Annotated in this window: 11 protein-coding genes; 3 read left to right on the top strand and 8 right to left on the bottom strand. The window is 44.5% G+C overall.

What is annotated here, in order from left to right:
- Nucleotides 1-257: 257 nt before the first annotated feature.
- Both AB4507_RS16280 and btsR read left to right on the top strand, forming a co-directional pair.
- Entirely contained in the window at nucleotides 258-1,928 is a 1,671-nt protein-coding gene (locus AB4507_RS16280) for a sensor histidine kinase (protein WP_017080271.1), read from the top strand.
- Between the two features lie 105 nt (nucleotides 1,929-2,033).
- Nucleotides 2,034-2,765 carry a two-component system response regulator BtsR gene (gene btsR, locus AB4507_RS16285; RefSeq protein ID WP_017070063.1) on the top strand — a complete coding sequence of 244 codons (732 nt, stop codon included), beginning with the start codon at nucleotides 2,034-2,036 and terminating at the stop codon, nucleotides 2,763-2,765.
- A gap of 139 nt (nucleotides 2,766-2,904) precedes the next feature.
- Here btsR and ispH read toward each other — a convergent pair whose 3' ends face one another.
- The 6 genes from ispH to murJ all read right to left on the bottom strand — a co-directional run bounded on the left by ispH (nucleotide 2,905) and on the right by murJ (nucleotide 10,765).
- Nucleotides 2,905-3,861, bottom strand: coding sequence for a 4-hydroxy-3-methylbut-2-enyl diphosphate reductase (ispH, locus tag AB4507_RS16290; protein WP_029235087.1), 957 nt, complete (start codon nucleotides 3,859-3,861; stop codon nucleotides 2,905-2,907).
- A gap of 156 nt (nucleotides 3,862-4,017) precedes the next feature.
- The gene (gene fkpB, locus AB4507_RS16295) at nucleotides 4,018-4,449 is read right to left on the bottom strand and encodes an FKBP-type peptidyl-prolyl cis-trans isomerase (RefSeq protein WP_017059345.1); all 432 of its coding nucleotides are present in this window, start codon (nucleotides 4,447-4,449) and stop codon (nucleotides 4,018-4,020) included.
- A 149-nt stretch (nucleotides 4,450-4,598) separates the two neighbouring features.
- On the bottom strand, nucleotides 4,599-5,099 hold the full coding sequence (lspA, locus tag AB4507_RS16300; protein ID WP_004739521.1) for a signal peptidase II: 501 nt from the start codon (nucleotides 5,097-5,099) through the stop codon (nucleotides 4,599-4,601).
- 157 nt (nucleotides 5,100-5,256) lie between these two features.
- A complete protein-coding gene (gene ileS / locus AB4507_RS16305) occupies nucleotides 5,257-8,133 on the bottom strand; it encodes an isoleucine--tRNA ligase (RefSeq protein ID WP_372182966.1) in 2,877 nt (958 codons plus the stop codon).
- 63 nt (nucleotides 8,134-8,196) lie between these two features.
- Nucleotides 8,197-9,132 carry a bifunctional riboflavin kinase/FAD synthetase gene (gene ribF, locus AB4507_RS16310; RefSeq protein ID WP_017062867.1) on the bottom strand — a complete coding sequence of 312 codons (936 nt, stop codon included), beginning with the start codon at nucleotides 9,130-9,132 and terminating at the stop codon, nucleotides 8,197-8,199.
- A gap of 70 nt (nucleotides 9,133-9,202) precedes the next feature.
- Nucleotides 9,203-10,765, bottom strand: coding sequence for a murein biosynthesis integral membrane protein MurJ (murJ, locus tag AB4507_RS16315; RefSeq protein WP_048606849.1), 1,563 nt, complete (start codon nucleotides 10,763-10,765; stop codon nucleotides 9,203-9,205).
- Nucleotides 10,766-11,016: 251 nt separating this feature from the next.
- Here murJ and rpsT point away from each other — a divergent pair, with 251 nt between their 5' ends.
- On the top strand, nucleotides 11,017-11,277 hold the full coding sequence (rpsT, locus tag AB4507_RS16320; protein ID WP_004739529.1) for a 30S ribosomal protein S20: 261 nt from the start codon (nucleotides 11,017-11,019) through the stop codon (nucleotides 11,275-11,277).
- Between the two features lie 333 nt (nucleotides 11,278-11,610).
- On the opposite strand, the gene AB4507_RS16325 is transcribed toward rpsT, so the two are convergent.
- Entirely contained in the window at nucleotides 11,611-11,904 is a 294-nt protein-coding gene (locus tag AB4507_RS16325; protein WP_004735028.1) for a metalloregulator ArsR/SmtB family transcription factor, read from the bottom strand.
- A 100-nt stretch (nucleotides 11,905-12,004) separates the two neighbouring features.
- On the bottom strand, nucleotides 12,005-12,895 hold the full coding sequence (gene nhaR, locus AB4507_RS16330; protein ID WP_017062869.1) for a transcriptional activator NhaR: 891 nt from the start codon (nucleotides 12,893-12,895) through the stop codon (nucleotides 12,005-12,007).
- Nucleotides 12,896-13,079: the final 184 nt, after the last annotated feature.

The following is a 13,079-nucleotide window of genomic DNA, read 5'->3' on the forward strand; positions in this document are numbered from 1 at the left end:
AGGCTCTTGGGAACAAGAGACCAATCTTCATAGAAAGAGACAAAAGAACAGCCAAACACAACTTCGCTTGCTCCCGTAATCACTCAGTGATTCGTGGAATCTAAGACTAAAGCCCGTCCACTGTGATGGGCTTTAGTGTTTTCAGGCGTTAGTGCTTTCGACTCTGGGAAGCGAATATAACCTACGAAAACACAAGCAAAGCTACCGTTACCAAGCAATGAGCTTTACACTTAACAAGCGTCTCAATAGGTGAAAATATGGAACTCATTCTCTCTCTGCTGCAACAAACCTGCGTCTACTTAGTGATTGCTTACATGCTGAGTAAAACCCCACTGATTCTCCCTTTGTTGAGCATCTCATCTCGCTTAAGCCATAAGATCAGCTGCTACGTTCTGTTTTCCCTGTTCTGCATTATGGGTACCTATTTCGGACTGCAGATCAATGATGCCATCGCCAACACGCGTGCGATGGGTGCGGTAATGGGCGGTTTGTTTGGTGGTCCTGTAGTTGGCTTTGCGGTCGGCTTTACTGGCGGGATTCATCGCTATTCATTGGGTGGATTTACGGACTTAGCTTGTGCTATCTCAACGACAGCAGAAGGCTTGATTGGCGGCCTGCTGCATGTGTACTTAGTCAGAAAGAACAAAGCCAGTCAGCTGTTTAATCCGCTGGTAGTGTTCTCTGTCACCCTATTTGCAGAAATTATTCAAATGTTGATTCTGCTCGCAGTCGCCAAACCCTTCGAACAATCCTATGCTCTGGTCTCCGATATTGCGGCGCCAATGATCATCGCTAACTCGGTCGGTGCAGCACTGTTCATGAGCATCATCCAAGACAGAAAAACCATCTTCGAAAAGTACTCGGCTACCTTCTCACGCCGCGCACTGACCATTGCCGAACGTTCGGTGGGTATTTTGCATGGTGGGTTCAATTCCGATAACGCACAAAAAATCGTACGTATCGTTTATGAAGAGACCAACGTAGGGGCGGTAGCGATTACCGACCGAGAGAAAATCCTCGCGTTCGTTGGTATTGGTGATGAACACCATATTCCGAACACCCCGATTTCATCGCAAAGCACGCTCACTTCGATGGAACAGAACGACATCATCTACCTTGATGGCAAAGAGAACCCATACCAATGCTCCTTGTCGCAGGATTGTAAATTGGGTTCTGCGTTGATTATTCCATTGCGCGCGGGTAACGAAGTGGTCGGCACCATCAAGCTCTATGAGCCAAAGCTGAAACTATTCTCAACTATCAATATGTCGATGGGTGAAGGTATCGCTCAACTATTATCGAGCCAGATCCTATTTAGCAACTACCAGCAGCAGCAAACGCTACTGACACAAGCAGAAATCAAACTGCTGCACGCTCAAGTGAACCCGCACTTCTTGTTCAATGCGCTTAATACTATCAGCGCAGTAACACGTCGTGACCCAGATAAAGCTCGAGAGTTGATTCAACACCTGTCTCACTTCTTTAGAAGCAACCTAAAGCAGAACATCAACACCGTGAAGCTCAAAGACGAACTGGCACACGTCAACGCTTACCTGACCATAGAGAAAGCACGCTTTACCGATCGACTAGAAGTGGAATGGGATATCGACCCGCAGTTATATGAATCTCAATTGCCGAGCTTTACCCTGCAACCGCTGGTAGAAAACGCCATCAAACATGGGATATCTAATATGTTGGAAGGCGGTAAAGTAAAGATCTCTAGCGAGGCTTTCGAGGGTGGGTTCAAGTTAACCGTTGAAGACAATGCAGGTAATTATCAGAAGCCATCTCAAGATCATGTAGGATTAGGGATGGAAATTGTTGATAAACGACTCACTAATTTCTTTGGACAAGATTCAGCACTAAAAATAGAATCTCAACCACAGCAATTTACTCGAATGAGCTTTATCATACCTATACTCAAATAATGGTATTTTCGGAGACGGATCGCTCCGAGTTGAAACATTTAGAAGCAGACATTTAAAAGATAAGCGTGAACCAAGCAGGGATAGAACCAAGATGAAGATTGTAGGATGTTAAAGGCACTAGTTATCGATGATGAGCTTTTTGCTCGCGAAGAGCTGATTGAGCTGCTGACCGAAACCGGAGAAGTGGAAATCATAGGCCAAGCGAGTAACGCGATCGAAGGACTGAAACAGATCAACCTACTCAAGCCTGATGTCGTGTATTTGGACATTCAAATGCCGCAGGTTACTGGGATTGAGCTGTTAAGCATGCTTGACCCAGATACCATGCCCTACGTGGTATTCGTCACCGCCTACGACCAATATGCGATTCAAGCCTTTGAAGATAACGCTTTTGATTACCTACTTAAGCCAGTCGAGCCTTGTCGATTAAACAAGAGCGTTTGTCGCCTGAATAAGGTCATCAAACAAAATCAGAAAGCACCAGAACAGAACATCTCTGCGATTGCTCCCTGCCACTTAGAGCAGATTCCGTGTATTGGTCATAACCGCATTGTGATCATGGCAAGCCAAACGGTTGAATGCGCCTATTCTGATATCAGTGGCGTGCATGTTCGTAGCTCATCACAAACAGCAACCTCGCAACTAACCCTGAAGATCTTGGAAGAAAAGACCGATTTGATCCGCTGCCATCGACAATATTTGATCAACATAAAATCGATCCAAGAGATCAAACTGCTAGAAAATGGATTAGCAGAGATCATTACCCTGACTGGCTTTGAAGTCCCGGTGAGTCGTCGTTATTTAAAGACTTTAAAAGAGCAACTCGGTCTCCAGTAACGCGTTAGAATTAGACGCCTTGTTCCAAAGCACGATCAAAAAAGCCAACGTATCAACGTTGGCTTCCTGCTGTTTACAAATCAATAGTGTTTGCAAATCGATAGTGTTACGCATCGATCTTGTCACCAATCAATAGAGATTAGTCGACTTGCTTAATCTGTAGCTCTTTTGGTACTTCAAAGAACATGTTCTCTTCACGACCTTGAATCTCTTCAACGTCAGTCGCACCTAGCTCACGAATACGATCTAGAATTTGGTTTACCAGCTCTTCAGGAGCAGAAGCACCGGCTGTTACACCGATTTTCTTTTTCCCTTCAACCCACTCGGTTTGAATGTCTTCAGGACAGTCAGTTAGGTAGCCTGGTGTGCCTAGTTTCTCAGCTAGCTCTTTTAGACGAGTTGAATTCGATGAGTTCTTAGAACCAACCACTATCACCACATCAACGTCATTCGCCATCTCACGCACAGCGTCTTGACGGTTTTGAGTCGCGTAACAGATGTCGTCTTTACGTGGGCCTTGAATCTCAGGGAACACTCGACGTAGCTCTTCAATCACATCTGCAGTTTCATCTACTGATAGCGTAGTTTGGCTAACATAGTGCAGGTTACTTGGATCATTCACCACGAGGTTCTGTACGTCCTCTGGTCTTTCAACCAAGTACATACCACCAGTTTGGCTCGCGTACTGACCCATAGTGCCTTCCACTTCAGGGTGACCTGCGTGGCCAATCAGTACCACTTCCATATGTTTGCGGCTCGCACGAGCAACCTCCATATGAACTTTAGTCACCAAAGGACACGTCGCATCAAATACCGTTAACTCACGCTCTTTCGCTTCTTTACGAACCGCTTGAGAAACACCGTGAGCCGAAAAGATCACGATGTTGTCGTCTGGCACCTCACTCAGTTCTTCGACAAAAATAGCACCACGCTGCTTGAGCCCCTCAACAACAAAGCGGTTGTGTACCACTTCATGGCGAACATAGATCGGTGGCTGATACATTTCGAGTGCACGCTCTACGATGCTGATCGCACGATCGACACCGGCACAAAAGCCACGAGGGTTAGCTAACATTATTTTCATTTCATTGCTCATCATTTACCGCGGTACTAAGGTTGCTTCTATAGAGTTCGCCGTCAGCGAGGTTCGCATTCTACAGTGAAGCGTCTAGACAGTGAAGCTCTGGGTGAGATCACAGCTGTAAGGCTATCTTATTCTAGCGTGAAGACAGCTATTCTAACGTTAAGAGAGTTATTCTACCGTTAAGATATTGACGTCAAAGCTAACGTCTTGACCAGCGAGTGGGTGATTAAAATCAACCGTCACTGAATCACCTGCGATCTCAGTAATAATACCTGGAATTTCCATACCGTCAGGACCTGAAAATGCCATGATCGTGCCCACTTCAACTTCAGAGTCGCCAACAAACTTAGCACGATCCATATAGTGAATATGATCTGGGTTTGGCATACCAAACGCGTCTTCCGCCTTCAGTTCGATAGACTTTTCAGTGCCGGCTTCAAGTCCAAGTAAGCACGCTTCAAAGTTCTCACTTAGGCTGCCATCACCCATGACGAACTTCGCTGGTTTGCCCATGTTCTCCGTACTATCGGCAACTGAACCATCCTTCATTTTAATCGTAAAATGTAGAGTTACTGCTGAATCATTTTTAATTGCTGCCACGTTACTTTCCTTAGACTTCTTTATTATTTGAGGATGCGCTGTGCTTTGCTTCCTTGTTGACTGAAGCATAAAAAAAAGCGCCGTCGGAATCAACCGACAGCGCTTAGGGCTATTCTATTCTGTGAGTCATAGACTGACTTTGAAGCAAGCTATTTGCTTTCGTCTTTCTTACGGAAACCATCTAGGATGATCATCGCAGCACCTATACAGATTCCCATATCCGCTAAGTTAAATGCAGGCCAGTGGTAAGTGCCCCAGTAGAAGTCTAAGTAATCGACAACAAAGCCATGTACGACTCGGTCAAACACATTACCTACTGCACCACCAATGATGATCGCATAAGCAATGTTATTCCACTTCTCTGTTGCTGGTAGTTTGCTCATCCAGTACGTCAGCATACCTGTTACCGCAAATGCGATACCCGTAAATAACCAACGCTGCCAACCACTTTGATCACTCAAGAAGCTAAACGCTGCACCGTAGTTATGCACGTACAAAAAGTTAAAGAATGGCAGCACCTCAATACGGTTTGCCCAACCATAACCCATATTGTCCATGACAAAGAGTTTAATGCCGATATCAGCCAAGAAGACCAATAGAGCCAGCCATAACCAACGTACACCAGATTGTTTTAACGAAACTTCACTCATTTCTATTCCTAGTATTTACGAAGTTGGTATTCATTGTTAGTCACCTTACGTGACCTTGATTACCAACTTGGTTAAACACATTTCCTATAACTAAAAATAACCCCAGTTGATACTGGGGCTATGATTTTTACAAAAAGTTCAGTCTTTCTCTGAGTCGTTATGCGAACTTACGCACTTCGCCTTCACCGTCGATGTTCGACACACAACGACCACAAACTTTCTCGTGACCTTCGATAGTGCCTACATCTGGAGTGTGGTGCCAGCAACGGTCACACTTCTCAGCTTCAGTAGCCGCAACTTCAACGAATAGACCAGCAACGTCTGTCGCTTGCGCTGCATCAGACTTCTCGCTCAGTGGCTTAACAACAGCTGTAGAGGTGATAAGTACGAAACGTAGCTCATCTTCTAGCTTGTTGATTTTAGCCGCTAGTGCATCGTCAGCGTATAGAGTAACTTCAGCTTGCAGTGCACCACCGATCGTTTTCTCTTTACGAGCATCTTCAAGAAGCTTGTTCACTGCGCCACGAACAGACTGGATTTCAGTCCAGAATTCGTTGCTTAGCTCTTCGCCTTCTGCAAGACCAAATAGACCTTCGAACCACTCACCTGTGAATACGAACGTGTCGCGCTGCTCTCCAGTTGGTAAAGAGCTTGGCATTTCGTTCCAAATTTCATCTGCAGTGAACGACATGATAGGTGCCATCCAACGAACTAGAGCTTCTACGATGTAGTAAAGCGCCGTTTGACAGCTACGTTGAGCATGGCTGCCCTGCTTCGCTGTGTACTGACGGTCTTTGATTACGTCTAGGTAGAAAGAACCCATTTCGATAGAACAGAACTGCATTAGACGTTGAGTCACACCGTGAGTGTTGTACTCGCCGTATGCTTTAACAATCTCTTCTTGTGCAGCTTGAGCACGGCCAACAGCCCAGCGATCAAGTGCAACCATCTCTTCAGCAGGAACTAGGTCAGTTTCAGGGTTGAAACCGTTCAAGTTCGCTAGGAAGAAACGAGCCGTGTTACGAATACGACGGTAAGCATCCGCTGAACGCTTCAGGATTTCATCAGAAACCGCAACTTCACCCGTGTAGTCTGTAGAAGCAACCCATAGACGCAGGATATCTGCACCTAGCTTGTTGGTTACGTCTTTAGGAGCAACAACGTTACCGATAGATTTAGACATCTTACGGCCGTTACCATCCACTACGAAACCGTGCGTTAGTACTTGCTTGTACGGTGCTTCGTCTTTCATCGCGATAGATGAAATTAGAGAAGACTGGAACCAACCACGGTGTTGGTCTGAACCTTCAAGGTAAAGATCAGCACTGTGAGTGCGCTCTTCGTTCGGAAAGTTGTACTCTTCACGAGAATCAACAACAGAGAAGTGCGTAACACCTGAGTCGAACCATACGTCTAACGTATCCATTACTTTTTCGTACTTATCAGCGTCTTCTGCGCCCATAAGTTCAGCAGCGTCTACATCCCACCAAGCTTGAATGCCTTTCTCTTCAACTAGCTTCGCAACTTTTTCAATAAGCGCTGGGCTTTCTGGGTGAAGTTCTGCTGTTTCTTTATGAACAAACAAAGCAATTGGCACACCCCAAGTACGTTGACGAGAGATACACCACTCAGGACGACCTTCAACCATGCCTTCGATACGGCTTTGACCCCATTCAGGCAACCACTCAACACTCTTGATTGACTCTAGTGCTTTAGCACGTAGGCCAGCTTGATCCATAGAGATGAACCATTGTGGTGTTGCGCGGAAGATGATTGGAGTTTTGTGTCTCCAACAGTGTGGGTAGCTGTGCTCGTAAGCGTGGTGATGCAGAAGTGCACCTTTCTCTTTTAGAACTTCTAAAACAGAGTCGTTCGCTTTGAATACGTGCTGACCAGCAAATAGCTCTGTATCTGGCAGGTAAACGCCGTTAGAACCAACTGGGTTAGCGATTTCTAGGTTGTACTTTTTACCAACCACGAAATCTTCTTGACCGTGACCAGGCGCAGTGTGAACCACACCAGTACCTGAATCTGTTGTTACGTGATCGCCAAGAACTGCAGGAACAGTAAAGTCGTAGAACGGGTGGTTGAACTGAGAAAGCTCAAGATCAGCACCTGTAGCAAAACCAAGGTTGTGGAAGTGCTCGATACCTGCACGATCCATTACGTCTTTTGCTAGTTCAGAAGCAACAACGATACGTTGAGCAGGCTGGTCGCCATTCGCTTCAACTTGGATAAGCACGTATTCAAGATCATCACGTAGACATACTGCGCGGTTAGCAGGCAGAGTCCATGGTGTTGTTGTCCAGATAACGATAGAAATTTCGCCTTGACCCGCATGACCTTCAGCTAGAGTAAATTTCTCTAGAAGCGCCGCTTCGTCAGCTGCTGTAAATTTCACATCGATAGATGGAGAAACTTTATCTTTGTATTCAACTTCAGCTTCAGCCAGAGCAGAACCACAATCAGTACACCAGTGAACGGGTTTGAAACCTTTAAGAAGGTGACCTTTGTCTGCGATTTTGCCAAGAGAACGAATGATGTTCGCTTCTGTGCCAAAATCCATAGTGCGATAAGGTTTGTCCCACTCGCCCATGATGCCAAGACGTTTGAAGCTCTCTTTCTGACCTTCAACTTGACCCGCAGCGTACTTTCGACACTCTTCGCGGAATTCAGCCGCCGAAATCTTCTGACCAGGCTTACCTTTCTTCTTCTCAACCATTAGCTCGATTGGAAGACCGTGACAGTCCCAACCAGGGATGTACGGTGCATCAAAACCAGAAAGGGTCTTAGATTTGATAATAATGTCTTTAAGAATCTTATTCAGCGCGTGGCCAATGTGAATATCGCCGTTCGCGTATGGAGGGCCATCATGCAGTACGAAAGATTTTTTACCTTTCTTTGCCTTACGGATTTCGCCGTAAAGATCTTCTTTGTACCAACGCTTCAGCATTTCTGGCTCACGATTTGCCAGATTGCCGCGCATTGGGAACCCTGTTTCTGGTAAGTTCAGGGTATCTTTATAATCACTCATCGATTCTTAATTCCGTTATATTGGGCGAAGTTAGACATTATGTTAATCGGTGGAATCATCCGATTAATTCTTTAGCTGAAGCAGCCACACCCTTGCGGCTTCAGCATCCAATTCTATTTGATTCTTTAGTGCGTCGAACGATTCAAATTTTATCTCGTCGCGCAGTTTGTGCAAAAGTCGTACTTCTAACTGTTTACCATATAAATTGGCTTTAAAGTCAAAAAAATGCACTTCCAATTGCTGCCTTACCCCATTAACTGTTGGTCGTTGTCCAATATTAGCAACGCCACCGACAGGAACACCGTCGATATCCAAAGCTTCAACAACATACACTCCCGATACAGGAGAAACACAACGCTTTAATGGAATATTAGCGGTAGGAAAACCGATAGTTCTCCCTAGTTTTCGACCATGGGACACTCGACCACTAATACTGTAATCACGTCCTAACATGGTAGCACTTGCAGCCAAGTCATCGACCGCTAATGCATTTCGTATCTCAGTACTGCTTACTCGTAATTGGTTTAAGCAATAGCTTTGGGTGCTGACCACCTCAAAACCGTACTTCTCGCCCGCCTCTTTGAGCATAGCGAAATTACCGGTACGACCTTTACCAAAGCAAAAATCGTCACCAACCACCAAGAACTTCACACCAAGCTTATCAACCAAAAGATCCTTAATGAATGCTTCCGCGGATAAACTTGCAAAATACTGATTAAAATTAACACACAATAAGCGACTGATATCTAGCTTACTCAGTTGCACGTATTTGTCTCGTAAACGAGTTAAACGTGCTGGCGCTCTATCTCGGGCAAACAGCTCCATAGGCTGCGGTTCAAACGTCATAACAACAGAAGGTAGCCCTAATGCTGCAGCTTGTTTAGAAACCTGACTCAAAACCTCTTGATGTCCTAAATGAACACCATCGAAGTTACCTATGGTTAATACACAGCCATGATGCTGCGCTTTAATATTGTGTATACCTCGGATCAGTTCCATTATGATCAGCTAAAACCTGTTATTTGCATCATTTATTGTGTGAAACCGACGGATTATATACTAATCAGTATTAATCTGTCGCTGCTTTTAAATGTTTTACTCGGATACCTAAAATCAGTACCGAAACAATATAAACAAAGCCACCAAGTCCAATCAAGCCAGTTAATGTCAGCGCTCTCTGGCTAAAGCTCCATTCAAGCCAATGTTGCATGTTATCCAGCTGCCATAAAATAGCCGCTACCATCACCACACCTGAGATAATTAATTTGGCACTGAACAACAAGGTTGTCTTAGTTAATTGATACACACCCGCAAGGTGCAATCCTCGATATAACAAGGCCATATTCACAAAGGCAGACAGTGCCGTCGCAATCGCCAAACCCACATAGCCATAAAAATAAGCAAAGATCGCGTTAAACACCATATTGGTCACCATAGCGATAATGCCGTACTTAACCGGTGTTTTGGTATCTTGGCGAGAGTAATAGCCCGGAGCTAAAACTTTAATCAGCATGAAATTAAGCAAGCCTGATGCGTAAGCTACCAATGACATCGATGCTTGCTGTACATCGTGTGGAGAGAACTCACCACGCATAAATAGCACCATCAGCATCGGCTTAGCTAAAACGATAAGACCTAACATCGCAGGAATACCAAGCAGCAACACCATGCGCACGCCCCAATCCATGGTATGCGCGAACCCTTCCCCTTGAGCATCTACGTGTTTACGAGACAAAGCAGGAAGAATCACAGTCGCAATCGCGATACCGAATAAACCGAGAGGAAATTCAAGCAGTCGGTCTGAGTAGTACAACCAACTGATAGAGCCTGTTGCGAGGAAGCTGGCAATAAAGGTATCAAACAATAAGTTGATTTGGCTGACCGACACACCGAACAAAGCAGGGATCATTAATGTGCGGATCTTAACCACACCTGGATCTCTCCAGCCCCACTTCGGCTTAACCAATACACCCGCTTTGATCAAGAAAGGCATTTGGAAAAGGAATTGGACTAAGCCACCAAGAAACACACCAATCGCCAAACCAATTTCTGGTTGATCTAAATTAGGTGAGATAAACCACGCAGCGCCTATGATCATCACGTTCAAGAACACAGGCGTAAAAGAAGAGACCGCAAACTTACCTAATGTATTAAGAATGGCACCAGATAAAGCAACGAAGGTAATAAACCATAAATAAGGAAAGGTAATCTTGAGCATAAAGCTCGCCAACTCAAACTTTGGCGCTGATGGACCATCATTTAGCCAGTCGATAAACCAACCCGCACCAAACATCGCGGTGATCACGCCAGAGCCCAATACCCCGATAACGGTGACAATAGAAACTAAAACCCCGAGCGTACCCGACACCTTAGCAATTAAATCTCGTGTCTTATCTTTATCACCTGCGGCGTGATATTCCGTTAATACAGGAACAAACGCTTGAGAAAACGCACCCTCTGCAAAAAGTCGACGTAAGAAATTAGGAATTTTATTAGCGAAGAAAAATACGTCGGCACTCGCTCCTGCCCCCATCAAATTTGCTACTACTACATCACGTACTAGCCCCAATACACGGGAAACAAAAGTCATTGCGCTGACAATAAGGCCTGACTTTAATAGTCGTTTACTCACAGAAACCTCTGACACTGGTTGATTACTTTCAAGCGAGGATAAATACTATCCTGTCCTAAGAAGCATATTTATTAGCATTGGTCTAAAAATGCTGTTAGAATCCCCGCCATCTTAACCGCGATGACCTTTCCATACCAAAGTTTGTTTGGCTACGATTGGTTTTTGCACAAATCATTTGACAATTAAGCGCTAATGAGGGATAGTCCTCGCCCTTAAATTGTCACCGAACTAAGTTTTTGGGAGTTAGACCCTTGGCAAACAGTAAATCTGCTAAGAAGCGCGCTATCCAAGCTGAGAAACGTCGCCAGCACAATGCTAGCCGTCGTTCTATGATGCGCACTTACATGAAAAAGACTATCGCAGCTATCGCAGCTGGTGATAAAGAAGCTGCAACTGCTGCTCTTGTAGAAGTTACACCACTTCTTGACCGTATGGCGACTAAAGGCCTTATTCATAAGAATAAAGCTGCACGTCATAAGTCTCGTTTCGCTGCTGCAATCAAAGCTCTTTAATAGAAATTTGATTACAACGCAAAACGAAAAAAACCGGCCTAGGCCGGTTTTTTTATATCTAAATTTTGAGTAACGCTTTTATTTTACGTGCTAACAGCCGTTTTTCTGACCGATAAACAATTTAAGCAGATAGATAAAACAAACAATCAGAAAAATAAATAGAGAAGCAAATTGGTACGTAGATAGGTAGATAGATAGGTAGATAGGTAGATAGGTAGATAGGTAGATAGGTAGATAGGTAGATAGGTAAACACTAACGTTCAATGTGAAATGCTAACACTTCCTTGTGTCATTCTATCGCTGATAAGAAATCCCCCTCCCACCAGCAATAAGCTACTTGCAGTAAATACCATGCAGTAGGTTAATCATCGCTTTTACTTCTTCACTACTCAATGTGTAATACACAGTTTGAGCTTCTTTGCGAGTTTCGACCAAACCATCTCTTCTCAACCAAGCAAGATGTTGAGATAAAGCAGACTGACTCAGTTCCAACTTGCCGCACAACTCCCCAACCGACAGTTCAGTACCATGTAATAGGCATAAGATCTGTAAGCGACGCTCGTTGGCCATGGCTTTGAGTAGAATCACAGCTTGTGCTGAGTTCTTCTCCATCTCTTTTAAGTTCATAGTTTGGCTCCCTACAACCTTTTCGCCAACTACGGGCTATCAGTATTTCCGGCATATTGCGGAGTTATGATAATCGATATCAATTCATTAACAAACTATCTCACTCGAACAATTTGCTAAAATCTGCGTCACATACGTTTTTAACTGCTGGATGTTGGATCATCCTCTCAGCAAATATGACGTAGTACTCCTCTTTTAACTCTTCAATACCGCCTAATAGTTGCAGTGATGTGTCGTCTTCCACTTCAGACATATAAAGCGTCGGTGCTAAAAATATTGCGTCATGATGGTAACGAGCAAAAGCCTTCATCAATGCGGCATCATCAAACTCACCTAAAATATCTGGCTTAAGCCCTTGTCTATCAAACCATTGCAGCACTTTACGACCCATTGAGGTTCGGCTGCCAGGGATCAAAAGCTTTCTTTGCTCCAATACAGCAGGGAAATTAACCCCTTCAACCTGACCTGAACTAAAAAAGCTCATTCCACTCTCACCCAGCTTTTTACTGAACAGGCCCGGGCTTTGACTAGAGTCCACCGGACAGTCAGACAAAATCATATCGAGCTTATGTTGAGAGAGTTGCTCAAGTAGCATTTCATGGGTCGATTCAAAACAGCGCAAGTGAATGCTGTTATCTGGAGGGATGGTCGACATCAGTATCTTACTGACGAGTCTTTTAGAGAGCGCATCCGCGACGCCAACATCAAACAGAATATTGGAGTGCTGGCTGTAATTCACGATGTCCAGCATCTCGTAACTCAGGCCAAACATACGATCGGCATATTTAAAGACCAGTTGCCCAAGCTCTGTAGGCTCAACACTTCGGCCATTACGCTTGGTCAACTTGCCATCCATGCGTTCTTCTAAGGCTTTTATCTGCCCCGTTACCGTTTGTGGTGTTAGGAATAGGGCTTCTGCAGCTTTAGTAACAGAGCCTTGCTTGCAAACCATCCAGAAGTAATACAGATGGTTGTAGTTGAGATGCGACATAGATGTGCCGTAATAAAAGAGTAGATACCCTTTTATATCAAATATGACACCGCCACTCAACAAACTCGGAAAAACCTAACCAAACATAGATTTACCACTTATTTTTTCGAAGTGTATGATTTCATAATGTAATATTTCATCGATTATTTTCAATTTTTTTCTAACTTTTAAGATCTATATCACC

Source organism: Vibrio sp. 10N.222.54.A3 (genome assembly GCF_041474095.1).
In the GTDB taxonomy this organism is placed as follows: Bacteria; Pseudomonadota; Gammaproteobacteria; order Enterobacterales; family Vibrionaceae; genus Vibrio; species Vibrio crassostreae_C.